General features: G+C 25.6%; 36 protein-coding genes. 3 read left to right on the top strand and 33 right to left on the bottom strand.

All coding sequences use genetic code 4. The features are described 5' to 3' along the window. Window positions 1-26 precede the first annotated feature (26 nt). On the bottom strand, window positions 27-2,411 hold the full coding sequence (gene secA / locus AACL11_RS03210) for a preprotein translocase subunit SecA (protein ID WP_338988134.1): 2,385 nt from the start codon (window positions 2,409-2,411) through the stop codon (window positions 27-29). Between the two features lie 225 nt (window positions 2,412-2,636). Here secA and AACL11_RS03205 point away from each other — a divergent pair. Next, a protein-coding gene (locus AACL11_RS03205) for an IS5 family transposase (protein ID WP_281747819.1) occupies window positions 2,637-3,426 on the top strand; the annotation gives its coding sequence in 2 pieces (ribosomal slippage) (window positions 2,637-2,897 and window positions 2,899-3,426; 789 coding nt in all). A gap of 180 nt (window positions 3,427-3,606) precedes the next feature. Next, window positions 3,607-4,620: an IS3 family transposase gene (locus AACL11_RS03200; protein ID WP_338986622.1), complete on the top strand. Its 1,014-nt coding sequence runs from the start codon at window positions 3,607-3,609 to the stop codon at window positions 4,618-4,620. A 6-nt stretch (window positions 4,621-4,626) separates the two neighbouring features. Here AACL11_RS03200 and AACL11_RS03195 read toward each other — a convergent pair whose 3' ends face one another. The 11 genes from AACL11_RS03195 to AACL11_RS03145 form a co-directional block, all read right to left on the bottom strand. Beyond that, window positions 4,627-5,400: an IS3 family transposase gene (locus tag AACL11_RS03195; RefSeq protein WP_338988480.1), complete on the bottom strand. Its 774-nt coding sequence runs from the start codon at window positions 5,398-5,400 to the stop codon at window positions 4,627-4,629. Window positions 5,401-5,525: 125 nt separating this feature from the next. Continuing rightward, window positions 5,526-6,539 carry an IS3 family transposase gene (locus AACL11_RS03190; protein WP_338988132.1) on the bottom strand — a complete coding sequence of 338 codons (1,014 nt, stop codon included), beginning with the start codon at window positions 6,537-6,539 and terminating at the stop codon, window positions 5,526-5,528. Window positions 6,540-6,577: 38 nt separating this feature from the next. After that, window positions 6,578-7,540, bottom strand: coding sequence for a hypothetical protein (locus AACL11_RS03185; protein WP_338988130.1), 963 nt, complete (start codon window positions 7,538-7,540; stop codon window positions 6,578-6,580). Between the two features lie 15 nt (window positions 7,541-7,555). Further along, window positions 7,556-8,737, bottom strand: coding sequence for a hypothetical protein (locus AACL11_RS03180; RefSeq protein WP_338988129.1), 1,182 nt, complete (start codon window positions 8,735-8,737; stop codon window positions 7,556-7,558). 18 nt (window positions 8,738-8,755) lie between these two features. Beyond that, window positions 8,756-9,133: a hypothetical protein gene (locus tag AACL11_RS03175; RefSeq protein WP_338988128.1), complete on the bottom strand. Its 378-nt coding sequence runs from the start codon at window positions 9,131-9,133 to the stop codon at window positions 8,756-8,758. A gap of 17 nt (window positions 9,134-9,150) precedes the next feature. Beyond that, the gene (locus tag AACL11_RS03170; protein ID WP_338986930.1) at window positions 9,151-9,336 is read right to left on the bottom strand and encodes a hypothetical protein; all 186 of its coding nucleotides are present in this window, start codon (window positions 9,334-9,336) and stop codon (window positions 9,151-9,153) included. Between the two features lies 1 nt (window position 9,337). After that, window positions 9,338-9,526, bottom strand: a complete 189-nt coding sequence (locus tag AACL11_RS03165) for a hypothetical protein (protein WP_174481134.1) — start codon at window positions 9,524-9,526, stop codon at window positions 9,338-9,340. 40 nt (window positions 9,527-9,566) lie between these two features. Further along, window positions 9,567-9,725, bottom strand: a complete 159-nt coding sequence (locus AACL11_RS03160) for a hypothetical protein (protein WP_338988126.1) — start codon at window positions 9,723-9,725, stop codon at window positions 9,567-9,569. 16 nt (window positions 9,726-9,741) lie between these two features. Further along, on the bottom strand, window positions 9,742-9,936 hold the full coding sequence (locus AACL11_RS03155) for a hypothetical protein (RefSeq protein WP_338988125.1): 195 nt from the start codon (window positions 9,934-9,936) through the stop codon (window positions 9,742-9,744). 17 nt (window positions 9,937-9,953) lie between these two features. After that, window positions 9,954-10,553, bottom strand: a complete 600-nt coding sequence (locus AACL11_RS03150; protein ID WP_338988123.1) for a hypothetical protein — start codon at window positions 10,551-10,553, stop codon at window positions 9,954-9,956. Further along, window positions 10,540-10,734 carry a hypothetical protein gene (locus AACL11_RS03145; RefSeq protein ID WP_338988120.1) on the bottom strand — a complete coding sequence of 65 codons (195 nt, stop codon included), beginning with the start codon at window positions 10,732-10,734 and terminating at the stop codon, window positions 10,540-10,542. The genes AACL11_RS03150 and AACL11_RS03145 overlap by 14 nt, the downstream gene beginning before the upstream one ends. A 114-nt stretch (window positions 10,735-10,848) precedes the next feature. Between AACL11_RS03145 and AACL11_RS03140 the strand changes: the two genes are divergently transcribed. Then, window positions 10,849-11,638, top strand: a protein-coding gene (locus tag AACL11_RS03140) for an IS5 family transposase (RefSeq protein ID WP_422397926.1) whose coding sequence is annotated in 2 segments (ribosomal slippage) — window positions 10,849-11,117 and window positions 11,116-11,638 — 792 coding nt in all. Because the reading frame shifts where the segments join, the coding sequence is not laid out codon by codon here. 94 nt (window positions 11,639-11,732) lie between these two features. Here the strand turns inward: AACL11_RS03140 and AACL11_RS03135 are convergent. The 21 genes from AACL11_RS03135 to AACL11_RS03035 all read right to left on the bottom strand — a co-directional run bounded on the left by AACL11_RS03135 (window position 11,733) and on the right by AACL11_RS03035 (window position 25,784). Then, complete coding sequence (locus tag AACL11_RS03135; RefSeq protein WP_338987129.1) at window positions 11,733-11,969, bottom strand: hypothetical protein; 237 nt, start codon at window positions 11,967-11,969, stop codon at window positions 11,733-11,735. Continuing rightward, complete coding sequence (locus AACL11_RS03130; RefSeq protein ID WP_338988119.1) at window positions 11,969-12,271, bottom strand: hypothetical protein; 303 nt, start codon at window positions 12,269-12,271, stop codon at window positions 11,969-11,971. The genes AACL11_RS03135 and AACL11_RS03130 overlap by 1 nt, the downstream gene beginning before the upstream one ends. Then, on the bottom strand, window positions 12,246-12,392 hold the full coding sequence (locus tag AACL11_RS03125; RefSeq protein WP_338988117.1) for a hypothetical protein: 147 nt from the start codon (window positions 12,390-12,392) through the stop codon (window positions 12,246-12,248). The genes AACL11_RS03130 and AACL11_RS03125 overlap by 26 nt, the downstream gene beginning before the upstream one ends. 289 nt (window positions 12,393-12,681) lie before the next feature. Then, entirely contained in the window at window positions 12,682-12,843 is a 162-nt protein-coding gene (locus AACL11_RS03120) for a hypothetical protein (protein ID WP_338988115.1), read from the bottom strand. A gap of 3 nt (window positions 12,844-12,846) precedes the next feature. Then, on the bottom strand, window positions 12,847-13,140 hold the full coding sequence (locus AACL11_RS03115; RefSeq protein WP_338986729.1) for a hypothetical protein: 294 nt from the start codon (window positions 13,138-13,140) through the stop codon (window positions 12,847-12,849). Window positions 13,141-13,142: 2 nt separating this feature from the next. Continuing rightward, the gene (locus AACL11_RS03110) at window positions 13,143-13,607 is read right to left on the bottom strand and encodes a hypothetical protein (RefSeq protein WP_338987873.1); all 465 of its coding nucleotides are present in this window, start codon (window positions 13,605-13,607) and stop codon (window positions 13,143-13,145) included. After that, window positions 13,607-13,903 carry a hypothetical protein gene (locus AACL11_RS03105; protein WP_338987872.1) on the bottom strand — a complete coding sequence of 99 codons (297 nt, stop codon included), beginning with the start codon at window positions 13,901-13,903 and terminating at the stop codon, window positions 13,607-13,609. Before AACL11_RS03105 ends, AACL11_RS03110 begins: the two co-directional genes overlap by 1 nt. 135 nt (window positions 13,904-14,038) lie before the next feature. Next, entirely contained in the window at window positions 14,039-14,557 is a 519-nt protein-coding gene (locus AACL11_RS03100) for a hypothetical protein (RefSeq protein ID WP_338987696.1), read from the bottom strand. A gap of 758 nt (window positions 14,558-15,315) precedes the next feature. Further along, complete coding sequence (locus AACL11_RS03095; RefSeq protein WP_338988114.1) at window positions 15,316-15,498, bottom strand: hypothetical protein; 183 nt, start codon at window positions 15,496-15,498, stop codon at window positions 15,316-15,318. Between the two features lie 28 nt (window positions 15,499-15,526). After that, on the bottom strand, window positions 15,527-16,243 hold the full coding sequence (locus AACL11_RS03090) for a hypothetical protein (RefSeq protein ID WP_338988112.1): 717 nt from the start codon (window positions 16,241-16,243) through the stop codon (window positions 15,527-15,529). 103 nt (window positions 16,244-16,346) lie between these two features. Further along, the gene (locus tag AACL11_RS03085) at window positions 16,347-18,404 is read right to left on the bottom strand and encodes a PTS transporter subunit EIIC (protein WP_338988111.1); all 2,058 of its coding nucleotides are present in this window, start codon (window positions 18,402-18,404) and stop codon (window positions 16,347-16,349) included. 265 nt (window positions 18,405-18,669) lie between these two features. Continuing rightward, window positions 18,670-18,900 carry a hypothetical protein gene (locus tag AACL11_RS03080; RefSeq protein WP_338988110.1) on the bottom strand — a complete coding sequence of 77 codons (231 nt, stop codon included), beginning with the start codon at window positions 18,898-18,900 and terminating at the stop codon, window positions 18,670-18,672. A gap of 5 nt (window positions 18,901-18,905) precedes the next feature. Then, window positions 18,906-19,223 carry a F0F1 ATP synthase subunit epsilon gene (locus AACL11_RS03075; protein WP_174480958.1) on the bottom strand — a complete coding sequence of 106 codons (318 nt, stop codon included), beginning with the start codon at window positions 19,221-19,223 and terminating at the stop codon, window positions 18,906-18,908. Between the two features lie 14 nt (window positions 19,224-19,237). After that, window positions 19,238-20,800, bottom strand: coding sequence for a F0F1 ATP synthase subunit beta (atpD, locus tag AACL11_RS03070; RefSeq protein ID WP_252319366.1), 1,563 nt, complete (start codon window positions 20,798-20,800; stop codon window positions 19,238-19,240). A 17-nt stretch (window positions 20,801-20,817) separates the two neighbouring features. Continuing rightward, a complete protein-coding gene (atpG, locus tag AACL11_RS03065; protein WP_338988108.1) occupies window positions 20,818-21,669 on the bottom strand; it encodes an ATP synthase F1 subunit gamma in 852 nt (283 codons plus the stop codon). A gap of 28 nt (window positions 21,670-21,697) precedes the next feature. Next, complete coding sequence (atpA, locus tag AACL11_RS03060) at window positions 21,698-23,281, bottom strand: F0F1 ATP synthase subunit alpha (RefSeq protein WP_252319362.1); 1,584 nt, start codon at window positions 23,279-23,281, stop codon at window positions 21,698-21,700. Between the two features lie 11 nt (window positions 23,282-23,292). Further along, window positions 23,293-23,835: a F0F1 ATP synthase subunit delta gene (locus tag AACL11_RS03055; protein ID WP_252319360.1), complete on the bottom strand. Its 543-nt coding sequence runs from the start codon at window positions 23,833-23,835 to the stop codon at window positions 23,293-23,295. A gap of 12 nt (window positions 23,836-23,847) precedes the next feature. Continuing rightward, window positions 23,848-24,375, bottom strand: coding sequence for a F0F1 ATP synthase subunit B (atpF, locus tag AACL11_RS03050; protein WP_281749184.1), 528 nt, complete (start codon window positions 24,373-24,375; stop codon window positions 23,848-23,850). A 33-nt stretch (window positions 24,376-24,408) separates the two neighbouring features. Continuing rightward, a complete protein-coding gene (atpE, locus tag AACL11_RS03045) occupies window positions 24,409-24,702 on the bottom strand; it encodes an ATP synthase F0 subunit C (RefSeq protein WP_252319357.1) in 294 nt (97 codons plus the stop codon). 26 nt (window positions 24,703-24,728) lie between these two features. Then, a complete protein-coding gene (locus AACL11_RS03040) occupies window positions 24,729-25,535 on the bottom strand; it encodes a F0F1 ATP synthase subunit A (RefSeq protein ID WP_252319355.1) in 807 nt (268 codons plus the stop codon). After that, window positions 25,536-25,784: a hypothetical protein gene (locus tag AACL11_RS03035; protein ID WP_338978516.1), complete on the bottom strand. Its 249-nt coding sequence runs from the start codon at window positions 25,782-25,784 to the stop codon at window positions 25,536-25,538. Window positions 25,785-25,874: the final 90 nt, after the last annotated feature.

Below are 25,874 nucleotides of genomic sequence, written 5' to 3'. Positions count from 1 at the left end.
TACTTAGTTTTTTAAATAAAGATTAATTATCCAATTTTAGTTTTAGTTTCAACATTACTTGCTAATACTGTATCCAATACATCTTGACCACCACGGACCTGATGTTGTTCTGGATTAATGCTATGTAACATAATAATAACTTGATGAGCAACATTGATTTTCATACGATTAAATAATTTTGAAGCTTCCTCAATATAAGCTTGTAAGGGATTTAACTGCGCATAACCACGCAAATGAATTCCTGCACGCAGTTTACTTAAAGCATCAATGTGATTAGTTCAATATTGATCAAAAGTTTGTAAAACAACACTATTTTCAATTTGTTTTATAATAACATCATTTAATTTTTCTCTTTTTTCAAGATAAAAATTATAAGATTTTTCAACAATTAAATCAATATTTTCTTCAGTACTTAATCGATTTAACTTTTCTGCTATTAAATCATTAGGCTTAATTAATTTATTTTCAATACCTTTAACTAATTCATCATAATCAATAAACTGTTCTCTACCAACAACTTTATTAAAAATATTTAGTAAATCACGTGCTACTGTTCTGTGCATATTTTTGATTAAATCTAATAAATCATCAGCAAGTAAAATATTATCACGTTGATGATATGTAGCTTCACGATGCTGAGCAATAACATTATCATAATCTAATAAGTTTTTTCGTGCATCAAAATTCATACCTTCAATTTTTTGTTGTGCTCTAGTAATTGATCTAGTTAACATTTTTGATCTAATATAGTCTTCACCTAAACTTGCAAAAGCTTTTTTTAATTTTTCACCACCAAAACGTAACATCAAATCATCTTCAATCGAAACATAAAATCGTGAAAATCCAGGATCACCTTGTCTTCCGGCTCTTCCACGTAATTGATTATCAATTCTTCGTGCTTCGTTTCTTTCAGTACCTAATACAGCAAGGCCACCAAGTTCAATAACACCCTTACCAAGTTTAATATCAGTTCCACGTCCTGCCATATTAGTTGCTAAAGTAATTGATCCTTTTTCACCAGCTCTAGCAATAATATCAGCTTCACGAGCATGATTTTTAGCATTTAAAATCTCGTGCTTAATTCCTTCCAAAGTTAACATATTAGCAATTCGTTCTGATACATCAACATTAGCAGTACCAATCAAAATTGGTTGTCCTTTAGTATGTCGTTCTTTAACTTCTGCAATTAAAGATTTAAATTTAGCATTTAATGAAGCAAAAACATGATCGGGTTTATCTTCTCGAATAATTGGTTTATTAGTAGGAATCTTAATTACTCTCATATTATAAATTTTTACAAATTCTTCTTCTTCGGTTTTAGCAGTTCCTGTCATACCACTTAATTTATTATATAAACGGAAAAAGTTTTGATAAGTAATAGTAGCTACTGTTGTTGTTTCTTGTTGAATTGTAACATTTTCTTTAGCCTGTAAAGCTTGATGAAGTCCATCACTATATACTCTACCAGGCATTAATCTACCAGTAAACTGATCAACTAGCACAATTTCACCATCTTTAACAACATATTCTACATCTAATTTGAAAACATGATTAGCACGAAGTGCATTTTGAATATGATGAAATAATTCCGAGTTATCAATATCAAATAAATTTTTTAAATTAAACTGTTTTTGAGCTTTATTAACACCCGTTACTGTTAATGCAATTTGGCGTGATTCTCAATCAATTTTATAATCTTCAGGTATTAAAGTTTTTGCAAAAACATCTGATGCTTGATATAAAGGCGTACGATTTTTTGAACCACCAGAAATAATTAAAGGTGTTCTTGATTCATCAATTAAAACAGAGTCCGCCTCATCAATGATAGCATAATTAAGCTGACGTTGAACTTTTTCTGGATAAACCTTAACCATATTATCACGCAAATAATCAAAGCCTAATTCCGAATTAGTTGTATATGTAACATCTTTTAAATACGCTTCACGTTTTTGATTAGTAGAATGATCACGAAGACTAACACCAATAGTAATTCCCAAAAATTCTAAAATTGGTCGATTTAATTCAGCATCTCTTGCCGCTAAATATTCATTAACAGTAATAACATGAACACCTTTACTACTTAAAGCATTTAGATAAATTGGCATCACGGCAGTTAAAGTTTTTCCTTCACCAGTTCGCATTTCAGCAACATCACCATTATGAAGAACAATACCACCAATTAATTGAACAGGATATGGATGTAATCCACTAATTCTTCTTGCTGCTTCTCTAATTGTCGCAAAAGCTTCAACTAAAATATCATCTAAAGTCTCACCTTCTGCCAATCTGGTTCTGAATTCAACTGTTTTATTTGCTAATTCTTCATCTTTAATTTTTCTCATTGTTTCATCAAGGCTAATTATTGCCTTAACTTGTTTATTAATTTTTCGTAAAATTTTACGATCTCACATAAGGTAAATCACCATTTTTTTCTTTATTATTACTTATACTTATTATTACTTGTAAAGTAATAAAATCTTTATTATTTTAACATAAAAAAACTTAGAAAACTTAGTACCCAAAAAAAAAATTGTATTTATATTATATTTTTTTCTTTCTCTTCGAAGTTAGAACCTGTTTAGAATCTTTTAGAAAATAATGTAAAATTACTATATATTTTAAAATAAGAGGTATATATGCATAAAAATTATCCAAGTCATGTTACTAAAGAACAATTTGAGAACATAAAATCAACTTTAGAAAACAGCAAAAAGAAAACAAAACCAAGAAATTTAGATTTATATGAAGTGTTTTGTGCAGTTTTATATGTATTAAAAAGTGGTTGTCAATGAAGAATGTTACCAAAAAATTTTCCAAAATGACAAACTGTATATTATTATTTCCAAATTTGAAGTAAAAACAATGATAAAGAACCTAGTGTATTGCAATTAATTTTAAAAAAAATTAGTTAAAAAGATTCGTATTAAGAATCATCGAAAAGAAAAAACTAGTTTTTGTATAATTGATTCGCAAAGTGTTAAAAATACAGATACTACTGAAAATAAAGGTTATGATGCTGGTAAAAAGATTTCAGGAATAAAACGTCATATTGCAGTTGATACGCAAGGTTTACCACATGCAATTTACATAACTACAGCAGAAAAAACAGATCGTAATAGTGCTATCATAATGATTAAAAGTGAAAAAGAAAATCTTTCTACAGTTCAAAAAATAATAGTAGATGCTGGCTATACTGGTGAAAAATTTGCTTCTGCAATCAAAACAATCATAAATGCAAATGTTGAAGTTGTAAAACGTAATGAATTACATTCTTTTGTAGTACTACCAAAAAGATGAGTTGTAGAACGAAGCTTTGCATGATTAGAAAAATGCAGAAGATTATGAAAAAATTGTGAAAGAAAACTAAATACTAGTTTACAAATGGTTGTTCTTTCCTTTATTTCAATTTTATTAAAAAGATTCTAAACAGGTTCTTAGAAAAAATAATTTACTATAATTATTTTAATTACTATAAAAAACTTGATTATTATATGATTTAATATTACTTTTATTAAAAGATTCCTTTGGAATGGGCCACTTAGCCCTTTTTACTAGACCATTAATTTAAAAAATCTGAATGTATTCTAAAAACAATTGTGTTATATAATGAACACTAATTTTGACCTGAAAGGATTTTTATTAATGGATAAAATTAAACAAATAGCATTAATAATTAACAAATTAAATATCAAAGAAAAAATTAAAATTATCGATGATTGCAAAAATCAATATTCAATTAGAAACTTATGTCAATATCTTCAATTAAACAGATCAACATATTACTTTTTAAAAAATAAACAAAAACTTATTAAAAAAGAAAAAAATCATATTATTAATTGCAATCATAAATATCAAGAATTATGCCAACTTTTAATCGAATTTCATTCTACAAGAAAAGGTAGAATTTATGGATATTTAAGAATTTTTTCAGCTTTTAAAGAGTGATTAAAACAAGAGAAAAATATCATTTTAAATATAGAATTATCAACAAAACAAATGCGAAAAATTATGAAAAAACACAATATTCAAGGATTAAAACAAACTAAAAATAACTATCCTAAAAACAAAAAAAATCCAAATAAGTGAATACCTACAATGGATAAAGTAAACAAAGATTACAAAAGTACAACCGCTTCAAATCAAATTTGATCAATGGATACTAAACAAATAAACACCAAAGAAGGTTGACTATATCTTTTTGTAATTATTGATTTTTATTCAAATAATGTTGTTAGTTATAATACATTTTCAAATAAATCATATCAAGATTTAATTCTTCCTGCACTTGAAAAAATAAACAACCAATTTTCTTGAAATCAAATAAAAAACGTTATTTTACATTCAGATAACGCCAACGAATTTTATTGTCAAGAAATTACAAAATGAGCAAAAAACAAACAAATAATTTTAAGCAAAAAACAACCATATGATATTGGCGGTAATGTCATATCTGAAAATTGATTTTCACATTTATCTCAAGAATGATTGCCTAAAGACTCAAATCAATATTTAACAATCAATGAAGCTATTAATGATGTAAATCAATATGTTATGTTTTATAATTATGAAAGAATACATTCTAAATTTTTAAAACCACCAATATTACAAATAAAAATTTAGAAATATCTATCAAAATATGGTCCAGTAATTAGGGCTAACCACCGTTTTAAAAGTTGCTTCAGCAACAGCATTATCATAAGGACAACCTTTTTTACTTAAAGAACGGTTAATGTTGAATGCTAGTAAAAGTTTATCAATAATTTTATTGTTAAATTCATTACCGCGATCACTATGAAATATTTGAATATCTTTTAAACAGCGATTTGATTGCATAAATGCTTGATGTACTAATGATGCATCTTTTTTAACTCCAACACTATGTCCGATAATTTCGCGGTTAAATAGGTCTATTAATAGGCAAATATAGTTTCACCTACCATTAACTTGTACATAAGTTAAATCACTAACAATAACTTCATTTTTAATCCTATTCTTAAATTTTCTATTAACAAGATTAGTTATTTGACTATCGTTAACTTTGTTATTATGATTTTTGAATGATAATTTAGTATATTTTGATATTAAATTATGTTCATTCATAATTTTTTTAATTTTTCTGCGCGATAAATAAATTTCTTGGTTTTCTAGAATTTTTTTTAATCTTCTAGTACCATAAACTTCTTTATTTTCTTTAAAAGCACTAATAACAGCTTCATCATAAATATTATTTTTGATTTTATTTTCTTTTTTCTTTAAATTAAAATAATATGTTGATTTAGATATTTTTAAAAAACGACACATTGTGCGAATTTTATATTTAGCTTTATTTTTGACAATAATTTCTATTTTCTGCCTATTATTAGTGCTGCTTGCTTTAAAATATCATTTTCCATTCGTAATTGCTTTAATTCTTTTCTTAATTTAATTAATTCATTTTCTTCAAAAGAACGATTATCTTTAGTTTTAAAACTTCCTGAATTACGGTGGTTAGCCCTAATTACTGGACCATATTTTGATAGATATTTCTAAATTTTTATTTGTAATATTGGTGGTTTTAAAAATTTAGAATGTATTCTTTCATAATTATAAAACATAACATATTGATTTACATCATTAATAGCTTCATTGATTGTTAAATATTGATTTGAGTCTTTAGGCAATCATTCTTGAGATAAATGTGAAAATCAATTTTCAGATATGACATTACCGCCAATATCATATGGTTGTTTTTTGCTTAAAATTATTTGTTTGTTTTTTGCTCATTTTGTAATTTCTTGACAATAAAATTCGTTGGCGTTATCTGAATGTAAAATAATGTTTTTTATTTGATTTCAAGAAAATTGGTTGTTTATTTTTTCAAGTGCAGGAAGAATTAAATCTTGATATGATTTATTTGAAAATGTATTATAACTAACAACATTATTTGAATAAAAATCAATAATTACAAAAAGATATAGTCAACCTTCTTTGGTGTTTATTTGTTTAGTATCCATTGATCAAATTTGATTTGAAGCGGTTGTACTTTTGTAATCTTTGTTTACTTTATCCATTGTAGGTATTCACTTATTTGGATTTTTTTTGTTTTTAGGATAGTTATTTTTAGTTTGTTTTAATCCTTGAATATTGTGTTTTTTCATAATTTTTCGCATTTGTTTTGTTGATAATTCTATATTTAAAATGATATTTTTCTCTTGTTTTAATCACTCTTTAAAAGCTGAAAAAATTCTTAAATATCCATAAATTCTACCTTTTCTTGTAGAATGAAATTCGATTAAAAGTTGGCATAATTCTTGATATTTATGATTGCAATTAATAATATGATTTTTTTCTTTTTTAATAAGTTTTTGTTTATTTTTTAAAAAGTAATATGTTGATCTGTTTAATTGAAGATATTGACATAAGTTTCTAATTGAATATTGATTTTTGCAATCATCGATAATTTTAATTTTTTCTTTGATATTTAATTTGTTAATTATTAATGCTATTTGTTTAATTTTATCCATTAATAAAAATCCTTTCAGGTCAAAATTAGTGTTCATTATATAACACAATTGTTTTTAGAATACATTCAGATTTTTTAAATTAATGGTCTAGTAAAAAGGGCTAAGTGGCCCCATCCATATTTAAAACTTTGATTTGCTTTTAAAACAAGTTGATGAATAATATTATTTTTAAAATTAAATTTAATAGCATTAGCGCTAATTTTTTGCAAATCTAAAATTAAAGTTTTTCCATATCTATTTTCTGTATGTATTGTATGAACTAAATTTAATCATTCATGTTGGTTCATTTTTAATACTTCTTTTAAATCAGTATTATATTTTTTTAAAAAGTTATTTGCTTTTTCAATATCTTTAATTTTAAACTTTGGAGTTAATTGAGGACTTAATTTTATTAATGTATTCTGTAATAATAAGTAATCTTTTAACTCTTGTGCTTCTAATTTTTGAAAATTATTTTTATATTGTCTTTCAGCAACGTAACCTAAATCTCGTAATACTGTTTCATTATTAGGAGTAAAACTATAATTCATTAAATAACGTTTATTACCAATAATTTTATCTGTTAAAATTTCTTTTCCACTTACTTGACTAATAATTTCTTGTAAGTTTTTTGCTTCTTTAATTCCAACTTGTTCTAATGTTTTAGTTTTTTCTGCTAATTTAATAAATTTAGTAATACGATAACCACGACTAATTTTATTAAGTCCAGCAAATGCAGGTAATATATTAAAGAAAGTATTTCATTTTGTTACATTCCCTTTTAAATAATCATAAACTTCATTAATAGTAAAATCAGTTATAGCATAAATACCAAAATTAATACTACTTGCAATAAAATTACTTGCACCTAATCCAAGTGCTACGCTTTCACTTAAACCACCAGTAAAAGGAGCAAGTGCTACTGCTATTACTTGTACACCAATCATTTCTAAAATTTCTCATCAAAAACTTTTATTTTCTTGCTGTTTACTTATTCTAGTATGTTTGGATTTATTTATGTTCAAAAGTATTGCTGTACTAGTTGTACCGATTGGCATGGCATTTATTTTCCTTTATTTAAGAGTTATTTTAATTGGATTTGTTGTTCCTTTATAATTTAAGTCATTAACATTTGCAGTAATAGTTATATATAAGTCACCTGCTTTTTGTTTTTGATTACTTACATTAGTTTTTCCTTGTGCATCACTAAAATATTTAATAGTTGGATTTGTTAAATTAGGATTTAATGATTTAAGTTCATTAGTACTTTTTATTTGTGTATTTAATTCACTATTATTGTTATTAACATTTGCAGTAATATCAGTTATTAAACTTGTAATTTTAGTTTTTAAATCAGTTTTATCATTATTAATAATTGCACATAACATTCAGCGTGAAGTTGTTTCTTCATCTGTTATATATGGTATTGATTCACCAGTTACTTCTCCACCAACTAAATATCTTCTTCCAACTTTACCATCAGCAATATCTTGAACATATACAACTGTATTTTGTAACATATATCTTTTCATTGCTCTTGGTGTAGCTAAAACAAAAGACATAATTTTAGTTTCATTATTATCAGTAAAAGTCATATAATCATCCATTACAATTTGACACAGCACACCTTTAATATATAAGTCATTTCCATTTAATCTTAATTGTTGTGCAATCTGATTATCAGTAATTAAACCTTTATTATTAGCTAAATAAACAATATTATCATAAAGATTATTAGTAATAAAAAAACGACAATTATTACTATTTCTTAATTGAAATAAAGTATTTCAAGCATCTAACATTGATTTTAAATATCCTACTGGTGACTTATCAGTAATATCTACTTTAGTTGCATATTTTGCAATTACATTTGTATCATTATTTGCTAAATAATCTGCTAAATCATTAGCAACTTCATATTGCATTGTATTTAATAAATTTTGTCCATTTTCAGCATTTAAATCAACATTAGCAATTATTTCACCTGCAACTGCTTCTTCTTTAATTTCTTTTAAAATTTTAATAGTTTCAGCATAACTAACATCTAATCCTTTGCTTTTATCATTTCATTTTAGTATTTTCATTTCTGGATTTTTTGGTTTTTTAACTATAAATTCAATTTTTGTAGAATTAACCATTTCAATGGGAAAAAAACTTGCTCATGGTGAATTTGATTGTTTATAAAATTCTATAAATTCTGGTGCTTCTACTAATTTTTCGGTATTATCTAAATTTTTATTGAATGGTACTGCCATTTTTTATTTTCCTTTCTGTTATAAATTATTTTTCTTTTTATAATCTAATAAAGTGCTTTTTATTGAATTTGATTGATTTGTTATTATTGTTTGTGGTTTGCCACCTGTATTAATTGTTTCTTTAAATACTGGTTGTTCTTTAATCATTTTTTTAATAGTTTCTTCAATTTTTGAATTTTCTAAATTATTAGTTTTAAATTTTAAATAATCATAAAATTCAGTTTTTATTTGATATTTTTTAAATATATTAATCATTTCTTTTTCTTTTATTTCTTGATTAAGTTTATTTAACTTGTTTTCTGCTTCATTAACTTTATTTTCTATTTCTTGTGAAGAAGCATTGTTTTCAGTTAAAGGTTCAGTTGTTTGTTGAACATTATTTTCATTTTCTAACATTTAACATTCTCCTAATCTTATCCCAATAATCAATCTTTAACTAATTGTGGCATTTCACTTATTAATTTTTTATAATCATTAACAGCATTTTCCAATATTTCAATATCAGAAAATTTAAAACAATTATCAATATGTAAATCAAAATCTCTATCAATACTGATATCTTGTTTTCTATATTTTTCATTAAATTCAATTTTTGTCATATTATTTTTCTCCTTTATTAATTTTTTCGTTTAATTTTGCTAATTTTTTTTGATGTTTGATAATTTTGTTATTTGCTCTAACATGTTTTGGAGTTGTGATAAATCTTTTTAATAAAACAATAATTTCTCTGCAAATTAATGTTCCAACACTTGTTCCAATAATTATTAATTCATGTAAAAATTCTTTCATTTCAATATTTTCCTTTCAACTATTTATTTTTAATTTTTAATTATTCATCAAAGTCACCTTTAATAATTCTTTCAATCATACATTTTGCATCCATTAAAAGATTTGCAATTAAACGTTCATTCAGTCGTATGTCTTCTAAATCTTTTTCATGTTGTTTTAATTTATCATCATAATATTGAATTAATTTTTCTTTATTCATAAATTATTCACCTCCTTTATAAACTCATGTGATTATAATCTCAATTTAATGAAGCATTATCGTGATTTAATGCTACTTCGCTCATATTATCACTACCGTATTGACTAGTTGTTTCACTATTAATTGTGAATCTATTATCATTAATTAATCTTGCAGTTTCATCATTAAATGATGTTTCTTGCATTTCTTCATTATGATGTGTAGTTTCCATAGGTAGTAAATTATGGATTATTTCACTTGCACCAGCATTATGGTAGGTACTGCATAAGCATTATTAAAATCATTATTAATACCCATTGCTACACCACTTGATATTAAACATCCACCAGTAGCCATATTACAAATCTTTCTTATTGTTTCAAATTTATTAGGTATTAACTCAGTTAATCCACTAATAAGATTTGAAATACCATAAGCATTTAAACTAATATATGTATCTCAATCCATTAATGACTGATTATCTTGTTTACTTAATAATAATCATGGAGGACCCTCAGTTGTAGTTGTAGTAGTTATTGGAGTTGGTGTTGTTGGAATAATAGGATTAATATTATTTTCTGTTCATTTACTATAATTTGCTAAACCAATTGTTCCTAAACCTAATAATATTTTTTTACTACTATTAATTAATTTAGTTTTAGTATTTGGTCTTTGATTTAAATTTCATATATCTAAACCTAATTTTTTACCAAATAATAAACTATTAATTGAACCTAATAATGGATTATCTATTACTTGACCATAATAAGCACTTGTACCAATCATTGCACAAATTGGACTTATACCAGTTCTAATTAATTTGGTTAAAGTATAATTATTTGTTTCCATTTTTTTCTCCTTTTATTTCTAATAATTTTTCTAAAACATAATGATTTTTATCAAATTCTCTAATCAATCATTTTTTTGTTTCTGACCGATTATTAGTACAAAGAATTAATCTTTCTATCATATAAATTAATTCTTTTTTATCTGCTCTATCAAAAATTACTTTTAAAATTTCATCTAACATAATTTATTCTCCTTTATTTGCTTTTAACATTTCTCTTACAATATCTAAGAACCTGTTTGGAATCTTTTATAAAATAACGTAAAATGACTATATATTTTAAGATAAGGGGTATATATGCATAAAAATTATCCAAGTCATGTTACTAAAGAACAATTTGAGAACATAAGATCAATTTTAGAAAATAACAAAAAGAAAACAAAACCAAGAAATTTAGATTTATATGAAGTATTTTGTGCAGTTTTATATGTATTAAAAAGTGGATGTCAATGAAGAATGTTACCAAAAAATTTTCCAAAATGACAAACTGTATATTATTATTTTCAAATTTGAAGTAAAAATAGTGATAAAGAACCTAGCACTTGACAAGTAATTTTAAAAAAAATTAGTTAGAAAAGTTCGTATCAATAATGGTAGAAAAGAACAAACTAGTTTTTGTATAATTGATTCACAAAGTGTTAAAAACACAGATACTGCTAAAAATAAAGGTTATGATGCTGGTAAAAAAATTTCAGGAATAAAGCGTCATATTGCTGTTGATTCTCAAGGCTTACCAGATGCAATTTACATAACCACAGCAGAAAAAACAGATCGTAACAGTGCTATAATAATGATTGAAAATGAAAAAGAAAATTTATCTAAAGTTCAAAAAATACTAGTAGATGCTGGTTATACTGGTGAAAAATTTGCTTTTAAAATCAAAACAATCATAAATGCAAATGTTGAAGTTATCAAACGTAATGAATTACATTCTTTTGTAGTATTGCCAAAAAGATGAGTTGTAGAACGAAGTTTTGCATGATTAGAAAAATGCAGAAGATTATGAAAAAATTGTGAAAGAAAATTAAATACTAGCTTACAAATGGTTGTTCTCTCATTTATTTCAATTTTATTAAAAAGATCCTAAACAGATTCTAATAAAGTATTTACTTGATAAGCATATAATTCAAATTCATGAATTCTAATTTTAATTTTTTCTTTATAATCCATTTTATTCTCCTTTAATTTTCTAATTTTTTAATGGTTACTTTAATTCAACCTTGATAAACATCATTATCACCAACTATTAATGCAACATTACCTTCCGGGTCAGAAACAATTATGTGTTTTGATTTAACATTTGGGTATTGTCTTAAAATAATTGCTCTAATATCATTACTTGTATGAATTGCTTTGGGAAATGGTGATAATATTTCAATTTCATCTTTATTTTCAAATAAAGTAGGTAATATTATCATTAATCAATTTCTCCATTTTCTATTTTTTCAATTAATAAACCGAAAATTCCTTTAAAATTTATATTTTTAATATGTTCAAGTAATTTTTCTTTATATTCATTAATATATTTTTGAGCCATTTTTCTTCTTATATTTTCAACTTTAATCATATGTTCTTCACAAAAATATCTTACTTGTACATTATCTTCATCCAATTTTGTTGGTAAATTAGTGCAATTTGTTATATGTTTACCTAGAGTATTAACTTCACTAAAACAACATGGTATTTGTTCTTTATTAATTATTATCAACTCAACTTTCATTTAATCATAAAAATATTTCATGTAAAACTAATATTGAATCTGCTTTATCTTTATACTTAAACATTAAATCTGTTATATATTTACGTAATACACTTTTATTAACTCTATTTTCTTTTTTCATTATCTAATACCCTTTCTATGTTCTCTTACATGTTCAATATTTTCTTCATCACCAATCATTATTTCTCCACAAAAAACACATTTATACTTTGTTCAATATCCCATTATTTATTCTCCTTAATTTCAGTAACATAATCAATTTTTATATTTCTATAATTATTTAAATGAGTTTTACATAATCCTAATTTTGCATTTTTTTAATTGAACAAACATATATTTCTTGATTACTATTATTATTTTTACAAGGATAACTATCACAATATCATATTCAATCATAATCATTAATCATATTATTTATTCTCCTTAATTTCAATTTGATTAGCAATTTCACTTAATATTTTTAATACTTTATATTCATTTTTTAATTCTTTAATAATAAATATTAAAATTATTATTAGTGTTATACTTGTTATTAATATTGGTACTATTAATAAAATTTTTCATAATATCATTTTTTACTCTTTTCATTTTTTAAATCATTTAACATTAATTGAACAAAATGCACGATTTTTTTTAATATTTAAAGTATTAAAGATTTCACCAGTTACTATAATTTCATCGTTTTTGTTTAATAAAATACAGCGTCTATAAAGTTTTGGTTTATTAAAAATTAAAGTAACATAGTTTAATCCATTTCATTGACCACGAACACTATAATATAATTCTTTATTACCTTTTTCGTAATATTTTGCTTCAATAGTGTTACTAAGTTTTACTGTTAATTTGACATAATTTGTTTTATCTTTCATTTTTATAATTTCCTTAAATAATTATCAAAAATTAATATTTTTTTATGATTTTTTAAATAATATTGAATATGTTTATAAGCATCTTGTTCATGTTTTGTTAATTTTATATTTCCTTTATAATTTTCTATTTTAGTTTTATTTTTTGGTTCACTTTCTAGATAATCTCAATTTATAACATCTTGTACTAATACCATTAATGCACCAATAATTTTAGGGGTTGCTAATGGATTAGTTAATAATTGTTTTGAACTTAAAAAGAAATTTTCTACAATAACTAATATTTTTTTATCAATAAATTTTTCTTTAATTAATTGAAATTTTTCTTTATAAATATTTTTAGTTCATAAAACAGTTAATGTATTGAATGTTTCATTAAAAACAATATTATTAGTTTCATTTGAATATATAACAATTCCATTATTACCAATACCAGCGGGGTCAATACCAATAATTAAGTCATATTGCATTATTCAAGGTCACAATTTTGAATTTTTTCTTGTAATTTCATTATTAATTTAAGTTTTCAATTACTAATATTAATTTTAATTACATCACTCATATCATCTTTAAGTAATTCCATAAATTCATTTTCAAGATAATTAATTAAATTTTCCTTATATTGATTAATTACTTCTTTTTTAAAATCTTTTCTTAATTTTTCTATATTATTTAAATGTTCTTCTGTTATTTCTTTGCTACGATTTTTATTATATTCATTAATAATTTCTTGGTCTTTATAAGAAAATGGTTTTTCTTTATTCATTATTTATACCCCCTACTTAACTTAACATTTAAGATACAGTCATAACAAATTGCTTTACCGTTTTTGTCTCTTAAAAAGTTTTTTCTTGTTTTTATATCATTAGTATTAAAGAATAAATAATCAAATTTATGTTGTTTACATGTTCAACAAAAATACTTTTTCATTATGAGTTGAAATTTCCTTATATGAAGTAACTATGTAATTAATTGGTAAATCATCTTTATTATATGGATTATTTATTTTAAAACCTTTTCTGTTTTCTTCTCACGTAATGTTATATTTAAAACAAGGATTAGTAATTTTAGTTTTGTTATCTGTTATTTCACCCATAAATCAACTATTATGCTGTTCATAAAATGTTAATGGTTCAAGTTTTATATCATTAATATAATATTCTTTTGGAATAGTTGGTTTATTAACAGTTATTTTTTGGTCTTTAATATATGGTTCTAATAATTTTATTAATTCATTACCGCTTAATTCTCTTTTAATATTTTCTAAATTAAAAACTCAATATGTATATTTATCATCAGCAATAAAACTATTATTTTTAACCATTCATTTTGGACATTGTAATTTATATTCACCATAATCAATAAGAATAGATTGTGGTTTATCTTTAACAATTTGTTCTTTTTTAAATTCTATTTGCATAATAATCTTTTCCTAATATGTCCTGTTGCTTCTAGCATAAAGAACATATATTTTGATTTTTAGATTATTAATAATACTACTATTCGTTTTATTCATTCCATCAATTCTGGGCTCAAAAATAAATTATGAAATTTTAAAAAACATTGAGGCATTCGATTCAATATTTATTTAATTTTTGTTAAACAAATTAATATTTTAATTGAACCGGTCCCGCTCAATTTTTTTTTATAAGTTTGAAATTTATTTTCTCGCCCAAAAAAATTTTCAAAAAAAATAAAAAATAAAACCAACACTTGCTCACTGGGGGGTGGCAAGTTTGGTTAAATAAAGAATAGAATTAATACAATAGGTCCCTACAACAGGTCTATATATACTAGTTTCCAATTCGCTCCCACCCCAAGAATTACCATTAATGGTTAGTATATTTTATTAGGTATCACTCCACTTTTTATTTATCCATGCAAGTCCACATGCTAGCTACTATTTTAACAACTGTGTTGTAGTTCACTTTTTTAGTTCCCTAACACGTGTTGATAATAGCGTTAAAGACGGTTCTTAAAAATTTTAAAATTTTACAATTACAAAAAAAGACAAGATTATTTCTTGTCTTTTTCCTTTGAGAATAATTTTTATTTTATCTTATAAAATCTATATTTTTTAAAATACGTCGAATATAAATTTAAGGGTAAAAGAGAATTTAATTTGTCTATCATCATTTTTAAATGGTAATGTTCAAAAGAATTTATTTATCTAGTAATTTATATTCCTACTTTTTTGGGAACCTCCCAAAATTTTACTAATGGTTTTCGTTTACTAGTTAAAATTCCATAAAATTCAAAATTATTGATTAAAAATTTTTCTTGTTTAATTTTAGTATTGATATTAGCATTATTAATAAAAATTGTCGTTAATATTTTTATTTCTTCATTAAATTTTTCCATATATACCTTTCTATCTATATAAAATATTTTATCTTAAAAATATTGAAGGGAAAGTACTCATTAAAATAATCATTATTATTGCTAAACAACTAAATATGCATAATCTAAGAATATGACGAAAATGTTTTTTATTTAAATAATTAATTGTTTGATTTAAATACATTAAATTTCATTTATTAATTGGTAATTGATAATAATCCAAAATAGCGATTAAAATTGCATGTCGTTTAAATGATTTACATTTTTTATAGTATTTAATATGGAATGAAATTTCATTTCAATGCTTAAAACTAAAAATATTATTAAGATCCATTAGTTCCGAAATAATTTCTTCAGGTGTAAAATCAGCATTTGCTGCATAAAAAGATTTGAATTGTTTATTTTGTTTAATTCAATATTTAATCTCATAAATAATCATAAATAATGCAATTACTAATACCATTACCACCGTTAAATCTTTAAATATATTTACCGCATACAATAATTTTCGAAGTTCAAAACTAATTTTTTGATCAGTTTTATCAATAACAGTTAATAATATTGAAAGAATTATTGAAAATATTGATAAAAACAATGCTAATATATCCATAATTCTAATTTTTTGTGTACATTTTAATTTAATATATTTAAATAAATCTTTAACAACAATATTAACATCAATTGTTAATGTTAAATTTTGTATATTTGTTTGTATTTCTTCATACCTAGCTTCTTCTAACTTTTCTTCTTCATCATCAAAAAACATAGTTTTCCCTCTATCCTATATTATAATTTTAACATTATCCGTAACTAAAACTAAAAAAATGAACAACTCAAAAAGTTGCTCATTTTTATATTTTAGTAATAGTTTATTTTGGAGTTCAAGTTTTTAATAAATCATTTTTAATATTACCTACTTGTGGCCCATAAATTATCTGAATAGCTGTACCTTTTTTAAAGATACCAACTGCACCAATTGATTTTAAAATATTATCATCAACTTTAGTTTCATCAAAAACTGTAACACGCAATCTTGTAGCACAATTGTCTAATAATTTAACATTACTTCGTCCACCAAGACCTTTAAAAATATTTTCTAACATATCATTATTTTTATCTTTATTAGTATCAGGTGTTAATGTTTGTTTCTTTGTCATTTCTGCTTGTAAAGTTTTATGAATAGACTCTGCACCATCAAGATAAGTAATTTCAACTTTATTGGCAATTACTTTAATATTTTTAGTTCCACTTAATCTTAATAAAGCTTTTGAATAAATATTTGCATCTTTTAAAGTTGCAACTAATACTTTATCTTTAGCGTTAACATCAATAATATTTAATGCTCCACCAAGTCCAAGTAATAAATTTTCTACTTTTGTTCTACCTTTTTTTGAAGACTTATCTAAAGAACTTTCAACACTTTGTAAAGCTAAGTTGGTTGCTAATTCTCCTTCTTCACGACCTAAAGTTTTGTAATTTCTTCACTTAATAATGTAATAGAACCCAAAGAAATAAGCAGGTGCCATAATTAATCCAGTAGCAAATACTCAATAGAAGCCTGTTTCTTTACCAAGAATACTTGGTAATATTCCAAAGAAAGAAAAGTCAATAAATCCAGCAGCAAAACCTTGACCAACAACTATATTTAATAAATACGCCATCATAAAACTAATTCCTGCCATAAATGCATGGAAAACAAAACATAATGGTGCTACAAATAAGAACGAAAACAACAATGGTTCTGTAACTCCTGTTAAGAAAGAAGTTAGAGCAGCAGATCCTAAAATACCACCAACCATTTTTTTATTTTCTGGTCGTGCTAACATTCACATAGCAAGCGCTGCAAATGGATAACCATATTGCATATATGCAAATCGCCCACTCATAAACATTGTTCCTGGTGTTTGATTCATGTGTCCTACTGCATTAGAAGCAAATTGTCCAAAGAAAATATTGTACGCTCCTACAAATGTGTCAGATCCATTAGTTCACGTACCACCAATTCCAGTATATCAGAAAGGTGCATATTGAACGTGATGCAATCCTGTTGGTATTAATAAACGTTCAGTAATTCCAAAAAACATTGCAATAAACGCTCCACCAACTGTTGGATGAAAATTATCACCAGTTAACTGTCCATCGGTAAGTTGACCTGTATTCATACCAGCTGCTAAGCCATTACCAATTTCTCTAAAAGCAATTAATAACATTGGTCAAATAAAGAAAAAAGCTAATCCCATTCCTATTCCAACAAAAACAGCTAAAATTGGCACAAAACGTTCACCACCAAAAAAAGCTAATACTCTTGGCATACGAATATTGTATGAATGATTATGAACAACTGATACTAATCAACCAACAAGAATGCCACCTAAAACTGAAGTATCAAACGTAGGAAATAATCCTAAGACAGAAGAAAATAAACCAGAAGATTTACCACTTTCTGGAGTAATCTTTGCACCTTCACCTAAACCTCATGGATCAAATCCCAACATTCCTGTTTTAGGATTTCAAAAAAACATGCCACTAATAACTGAAGTCATAACAATAAAAGTAATAAATCCAGAAAGAGCAGCTACACCTTTACTAGCTTTTGCAAAACCAAAAGCAATAGAAATAGCAAAAATCAATCCTAAATTAGCAAAAACAACGTTTCCGGCTGATTGCATAATTGAAAAAATATTAATAATACCAACAAGACTATCATGATTAGGTAATTGCTTTAAAGCACTAGCAACACCACCACCAATTCCTAACAATAAGCCAGCTATTGGTAATGTAGCTATTGGTAAAACAATGGCTCTTGATAAGTTTTGCATTTTGCCAAACATTTTGCCACCTAATTTATTGAAAGTTCCTTTAAAAGTAAAACTAGGATTTTTCTTATCCTCAGGAGTTGTTTGTTTACTATGAAAAAATTTACTCATTTTCTCACTTCCATTCTATATTGTTCTATACAGATGAGAATTTTATTCTATACAGATAAAAATATTATATATATATATAATAGTAAAAACAACAATAAAATAAATAAAAACTATTTTTTTACAACTATAATAGTAATTTCGGAGAAATTTTATAATATATATAGGTATTATCAATAACTACTATAAATTTTAATAATATATTGTAATTAAAAAAATAGTAAGTATTTTAAAACACTTACTATTTTTATTTTTTTAATTTTAAGTATTAATTTAAATTAAACCAAATATCTAAACCAATAAATTTAATAATTAACGTACCAATACAATAAGTAAAAACTAAAGTTGTTAACATATATAAAATTCATGATTCTTTTATTCTTTTATGATCAAGAAATTTATTAAAAGGAATTGCTTTTACAGCAAATCCGCTAGCAATAAAACTAAAAAGATAAATATTTATTTCAATTATTCATTTTATTAAATGTGAATCATGCATATTTATTAACCTCCACTAACCCTTTTAATACGCTCATCAAATACCTTTGTTTCTTGCTCTTTTAAAATTGATGTATATTCAACTTTATCACTAATAATACGAACCATATGTAAATCAGTTACCAAAAGTCCACCAGAAATCGTTAAATTACGAATTTTTTCTTTAATTTTAAATGACATTTTCGATATTTGAATATTAGCAATCAAAGGTGTATGCCATTCAAGAATACCAACATATCCTTCAGTTGTTTTAACATTAACTCACTGTACTTCTCCATCGAAAAAAATACCATCAGGAGTAATAATTTTAAGATTTAATGCCATACTATCACCTTCAATTATCTCAATTTCTTTGCCTTTTCAATTGCTTGTTCAATAGTTCCTACATATAAAAACGCTTGCTCTGGTAAATCATCACATTCACCATCTAAAATTTGTTTAAAACTATTAACAGTTTGACTAATCGGAATATAAATACCATTTAAACCCGAAAATTTTTCAGCAACATGAAATGGTTGTGAACAAAAATTACGAATTCTTCTTGCTCTAGCTACTATTTTTTTATCTTCTTCACTCAACTCATCCATTCCTAAAATACCAATGATTGGTTCTAATTCAGAAAAACGTTGAATTGTTTCAATAACTCTTTGCGCAACATCATAATGCTCCTGACCAACAATAGCAGGATCTAACATTCTTGATGAAGATTGTAAAGGATGAACAGCAGGATAAAGCCCTAAAGCAGCAATATTACGATCTAAAACAATTTTGGCATCCAAGTGAGTAAATGTTGTCGCAGGAGCTGGATCAGTTAAATCATCAGCTGGTACATATACTGCTTGTACAGATGTAATAGAACCACGTGTTGTTGATACAATACGTTCTTGTAAAGCACCCATTTCTGTCGATAATGTTGGTTGGTACCCTACTGCTGAAGGCATTCTTCCTAATAAAGCTGATACTTCACTACCAGCTTGTGTAAAACGAAATATATTATCAATAAATAATAATACATCTTGTTGTTTTTCATCACGGAAGTATTCAGCAATTGTTAAACCAGTTAATGCAACACGCATTCTAGCACCTGGTGGTTCTGACATTTGACCAAACACTAAAGCAGTTTTACTAATAACACCTGACTCTTGCATTTCATAATATAAATCATTACCCTCACGTGTTCTTTCGCCAACTCCTGAAAAGACAGAAATACCACCATGTTCTTTAGCTATGTTATTAATTAATTCTTGAATTAAAACTGTTTTACCAACTCCAGCTCCACCGAATAAACCAATTTTTCCACCTTTAGCATAAGGTGCTAATAAATCAATGACTTTAATTCCTGTTTCTAAAATTTCAGATTTTGATTGTAATTCATCAAAACTAGGAGGTGTACGATGAATAGGATATTTTAATTTAGTTTTAAGTTCTTTACCATCATCAATGACTTCACCCAATACATTAAAAAGTCTACCCAAAACTTCTTCACCAACAGGAACACTAATTGGTATTCCTAAATCAACTGCTTCAAGACCACGTAGTAATCCTTCAGTTGGACCCATTGAAATACAACGAACACTATCATCACCAATATGTTTTGCAACTTCAACAATTAATTTTTGACCATTATTATCAATACTAATAGCATTATTTAAATTAGGTAAACTATTATCATTAAAACGAATATCAATAACTGGACCTGAAATTTGAACAATTTTTCCAATATTTCGTTTAGTTGGTAATTGTTTACTAGTTTTAACACTTTCTTTGCTATTAACTACTTTTTTAGTCACTTTTGCTTTTACTTTAGCAATAACTTTAGTGTTATCTTTTTTTAAAGAGTTTTTATCACTAACATTTTTTTCTTTAATTGTTATAGATTTTTTACTAGTTGCATTTTTCATTTTAGTTTACTCCTTTATTATGATGATTGGGCATCAGCGCCACCAATAATTTCTGAAATTTCTTGGGTAATAGCACCTTGACGGGCACGATTATAACTTACTAATAATTTATCTTTCATTTCTTTGGCATTATTTGAAGCATTTTCCATTGCTAATCTTCGTAATGCTTGCTCTGACACTTGTGATTCTACTAATGCACCATAAACAATGGCACCAACATATAAAGGAATAGCACTATTAATAACAGTATTAGCGTCTGGTTCAAAATCAGTTTGAATTAAATTACTTTCTTGATTAGTTTTAATAGAAACAATTGGTAATAAATCAATAATTGTTGGAATTGTTGTTACCGTATTTACATATTTTGTATATGCAATTTTAATAGCATCAGTTTCTTTATTATTAAACTTAGAAAGTAACAACAAAGATATCTCTTGCGAATCATTATATGATGATTGAATGTTAATTTCAGTATAAGATTGCATAATTTTACAATGATGATTAGTAAAGTATGAAACTCCTTTACTACCAATAACAACTATTTCATCTTGTGGTTGATATTGTTCTAGTACTAATTTATTTAAATTATTATTAAAACCACCACATAATCCTAAATTAGAATTAAAAACGACTCATATTGTTTTATTAATAACTTGATCTTTTGTTTTTAAATAAATTGAATTACTTAATTTAGGTATTAATTGATTGAATGTATTATAAACTTCAGAATAATAAGGTTTAATCATCTCAATTCTTTTACCTACTTTTTTTAATTTAGCTGTTGATACTAGTTGCATTGCTTTAGTAATTTTATAACTAGTATTAACAGATTTAATTTTTTGTCTAATTTGTTCCATGCTTTGAGCCATGATATTTCACCTTACCTTCCTAAATACATTATTTGAATGTTTTAATTAATGTTTCCCATTCTTCAAGACTACCATATATTTTAGGATTATAGTCATTTAGCTTATTGGTCAAATTATAAACAACCTGCATAATGCCTTGACTAATGCTCACTTGTAACTCTTCACTAAACGCTTGATCTTGCTGTAATTTTAAATAACTTTTTCGTTGTTGTTTTTGAAAATAAGTTATTACTTCCTTTTTAAAAGAATCCATCATTTCTACTGGTAATCATTTAATTGCCTTATTTTTAATTGCTAATAAAATAATTGCTTGATCAATTTGATTTAATGGCTCATTTTGTTTTTGTTTTAAAATTTCAATGGCACGTTTACCATGTTCAATAACAGCTCTAGTGTTTTCATCTAAATCAGAACCAAATTGTGAAAAAGCTTGTAATTCACGAAATTGTGCTAATTCTAATTTTAATGTTCCACCTGCTTGTTTTATTGCTTTAATTTGTGCTGATGAACCTACCCGTGAAACCGATAAACCTACATCAACTGCTGGACGAATTCCGGCATTAAATAATTCTGACATTAAAAAAATTTGACCATCAGTAATTGAAATAACATTAGTAGGAATATATGCAGAAATATCACCGGCTTGTGTTTCAATAATAGGTAAGGCAGTAATACTCCCACCACCATGTTTTTCATTTAATTTAGCTGCACGCTCTAATAAACGTGAATGAAGATAAAAAACATCTCCTGGATAAGCTTCTCTTCCTGGTGGTCGTCTTAATAATAAGGAAATAGCACGATAGGCCACTGCATGTTTACTCAAATCATCATAAACAATTAAGACATCTTTACCTTCTTCCATTCATTCTTCGGCAATAGTTACTCCTGTATAAGGAGCAATATATTGCAAAGGAGCAACTTCACTAGCAGTAGCAGCAACAATAGTTGTATACTCCATTGCCCCTAGTTGTGTTAATTTATCAACAATTTGAGCAACAGTTGAAGCTTTTTGACCAATAGCAACATAAACACAAAAGACATTTTTACCCTTTTGATTAATAATAGTATCAATAGCAATCGTTGTTTTTCCAGTTTGACGATCACCAATTATTAACTCTCGTTGACCTTTGCCAATCGGAATCATTGCATCAATTCATAATAATCCTGTTGCTAAAGGTTCTGATACAGATTTTCTAGTCATCACACCCAGCGCTATTCTTTCAATCGGTCTAGTTTTCGTAGTTTTAATTGGACCTTTACCATCAATCTTTTGCCCTAGTGCATTAACAACTCTTCCTAAAAGCATATTACCAACTGGTGTTTCAACAACATTACCTGTTCTACTAACAATATCTCCTTCTTTGATACCTGTGTCATCCCCCATTAAAGTAACACCAACAGCAGTTTCTTCTAAACTCAAAACCATACCATAAATATTACTTTTAGGAAAAAATACTAATTCACCATTAACAGCCTTATCTAAACCATGAATTAGCGCAATTCCATCACCGACAGTAACAACAATGCCTTCCTCATTAGCACTAATTTTTTTACCATAATTTTTAATTTGGCTTTTTATAATTTCTGAAATTTGATTAACGTTTAAGGACATTTGTTTTACCTCTATTCATGACTTAATAATTCTTGTTTTAATTGATCAATTTGACCTTTAACGGAACCATCAAAAACTTGATTCCGTACTTTAACTTTAATACCGCCAATTAATGATTTATCAATCTTGTTAACGACTTTAATCTTATGTTTAATGACTTTCTCAATTTTCAATTTTATTTGATTTATTTGTTGGTTTGAAAGTTCTATTACTGAATAAATAATGCCATAGTTTACATCTTGATATTCATTACATAATTTGCGAAATTCTTTTAAAATGAAACGAACACACTGGAAATGATGTTCATCAATCAACAAAAAGAAAAAATTTAACATATATGGTTCAATATGATTTTTAAAAGTTTCACTAATAATTTGTTTACGTGTTTCAATAGTTATATTACTACTACTAGTAATATCAATAAATTCTGGATAAGTAGTAAAAATATCAATTAATTTATTACTTTCTTCAGCAAATTGAGTAATTTTTTTTATTTCTCTTGCTAATTGAAAAAGACCATTACTTCATTGATTAGCTAATCCTTCATCTATCATTTAACTTCACCACTATTCCAAATTCTTAATAAAATCAGTAATTAATTGTTCATGTTTTTTAGCATTCATTTCAGCACCAATAATTTTTTTAGCTGCTTCTAATGCTACTACTTTGATTTCTTCGTTAATCTTTGCTTCTGCCTCTTTACGAGCACGAACTAAATCACGATTTGATTGATTAGTAATACGCATACTCTCTTCTTGCGCTTTATCAATAATTTGTTTACGCTTATTGTAACCATCATTTTGTGCATTAGCAATAATTTCCTGAGCTTCAATTTTAGCAGCTTTTAATATTTGACTAGCTTCACCACGATCTTGATTAGCTAATGATTGCTTGCAAGCAGCATCATCAAGTTTTTCTTTAATTACTAAATGTCGCGAATGTAAAGCCTTACGAAACGGAGCATAAACTCATCTTCAAAGTACCATTAATAAAATTAATGTTGCAAAAATATGAGCAATAAAAACAGGAAGATTGGGAAATAATTGATTAACAATATCATCACCTGATACTAAATCATTGAAATTAAAATTCATAAAATCACCTACTTTTTAATATTTTTTAATACCTTATGCTACAAATATTAAAATTAGAGAAACAACTAATCCATAAATAGCACCTGATTCGGCAATAGCTGCACCAATAACAAATTGTGTTCTAATTTTAGATTCTACTTCAGGATTACGAGCAACCGCTTCAACAGCTTTACCGGCAGCAAAACCTTGACCAATTCCACTTCCTGCACAAGAAATAGTTGAAATTCCAGCTCCAACAAACTTTAAACTCACTAAAGAATTAGGATCGGTTGCTAAATGATTAAAAAAATGAAAGACATGTGTCATTACTGTTGTTAATAGTTCCATAATAAATAAATTCTCCTTTTTGTGTTTTATTTTTTTTCCATAATTGAACGTTCGGTATAAATTTCTTCTTCATGATTTATTGCTTGTTGTTTACGAAGTTTTCTTGGTAATTTAATAGTAAGTTCTCCCTTATGAGAACTTCCTTCTTCCATTTGTAACTTCCAATAAACAAGAGTTAAGGTGCCAAAAATTAAGGCTTGAATACTTCCAGCAAATAAATCAAAATAAATATGTAAGAATGGTCCAATTACACCAATTAATAAATTCATCTGACCAATAATTGGGATATTACTTCAAATATTAGCAGTTACTCCATAAAGCATTGCCAAAATAATACTTCCACCTAAAATATTACCAAATAAACGAAAAGATAAAGAAATCAAAGGTGCAAATTGAGTAATTAATTCTAGAGGGTTAATAATAAATTTTTTAAAAAATAAAAGTTTCTGAAATTTAATAGCAATATAATATATTCCAATAAAAGTAACTAATGCCATTGATAAAGTAACAGTATACATTGATGACTGTGGTTCAAGACCAATAATCGATAATCAATTACCAATTAAAATATAACCCATTACATATAACAAATAAACTGTCAGGTTTTTATACTTTACGCCAAGAACATCAACAACAATTTTTTCAACTGATTTAATTATTAATTCAACAACTAAAACAATACCTCTTGGATCTTCATCAGGCTTCATTCGTTTTACTTTATAATAATAAATATAACTAATAACACTGATAAAGACTGTTGTTATCAAAATTGTTACCAATTGTGGCATAATTTGTAAATAATTCCAACTTTCCAATCCAGCTAAAGTTTCCATTTAAATTCCTTCTTTTAAGTTATTTTTTTGATATACACATAATGTTGCAGTAATAGTAGCAACCATTAATATTGACATTCCGGCAATTATAGTAAAAATATTAGCAAAGTTAAAGAAAATATTCAAAACTATAATTGAACCATAAATTAACATTCTTAATAAGAATCCAAAATATGCTAAGGTTTGTTTTAAATGTATTCCGCTGGTTAATCATTTTGACGATAAATATAAAAAGCATAACCCAATCATACTTCCTATAAAACCAATATTAAATCCAGCAATTAATAACCAATGGTTTGTATTAATTATAACAGTTATAATTAATCCTACATTAATTAA

Source organism: Spiroplasma endosymbiont of Dasysyrphus albostriatus (assembly GCF_964019495.1).
Classification (GTDB): domain Bacteria; phylum Bacillota_I; class Bacilli_A; order Mycoplasmatales; family VBWQ01; genus Spiroplasma_E.
Note: the sequence above shows the minus strand (reverse complement) of the source record. Positions and strands in the feature narration are given on the sequence as shown.